Annotated in this window: 1 tRNA gene and 1 rRNA gene; both read right to left on the reverse strand. The window is 49.3% G+C overall.

What is annotated here, in order from left to right:
* Positions 1-323: 323 nt before the first annotated feature.
* A tRNA-Ala gene (locus ACPV3A_RS37775) sits at positions 324-399 on the reverse strand.
* A gap of 11 nt (positions 400-410) precedes the next feature.
* Positions 411-527: ribosomal RNA gene (gene rrf / locus ACPV3A_RS37780) — 5S ribosomal RNA — on the reverse strand.
* Positions 528-529 lie beyond the last annotated feature (2 nt).

Below are 529 nucleotides of genomic sequence, written 5' to 3' on the forward strand. Positions count from 1 at the left end.
GTTCGCCACGTCCTTCTTCGGCTCCTAGCGCCTAGGCATCCTCCGTGTGCTCTTAGTAGCTTAACCATCGCTTCATATTTGCCTGATTCTCTTCCCTTGTTACCAAAAGTCGTTCATCATGCAAATATTCCGCTCTATGCTACTCTTTACTTCTTGGTCAATCACTTGACACAAGTCGTTAGAGAAGGATATTTCTAATTGCGCAAATTCGTTTCGTTATCTAGTTTTCAAGGATCAACCCCAGTCTTTCGACCGGAAGATTATCATACCACATGATATCTTGCAGTTCAACCTGCAATTTATGGAAGTGACATGAAAGTTTATGGTGGAGCCAAGGGGGATCGAACCCCTGACCTCCTGCGTGCAAGGCAGGCGCTCTCCCAGCTGAGCTAAGGGCCCATATAAAATACGCTTGGCGACGTCCTACTCTCCCGGGACCCTTCGGTCCAAGTACCATCGGCGCTGGAAGGCTTAACGGTCGTGTTCGGTATGGGTACGCGTGGAACCCTTCCGCTATCGCCACCAAACG

The organism is Paenibacillus sp. Dod16, from assembly GCF_049893405.1.
Classification (GTDB): domain Bacteria; phylum Bacillota; class Bacilli; order Paenibacillales; family Paenibacillaceae; genus Paenibacillus_AQ.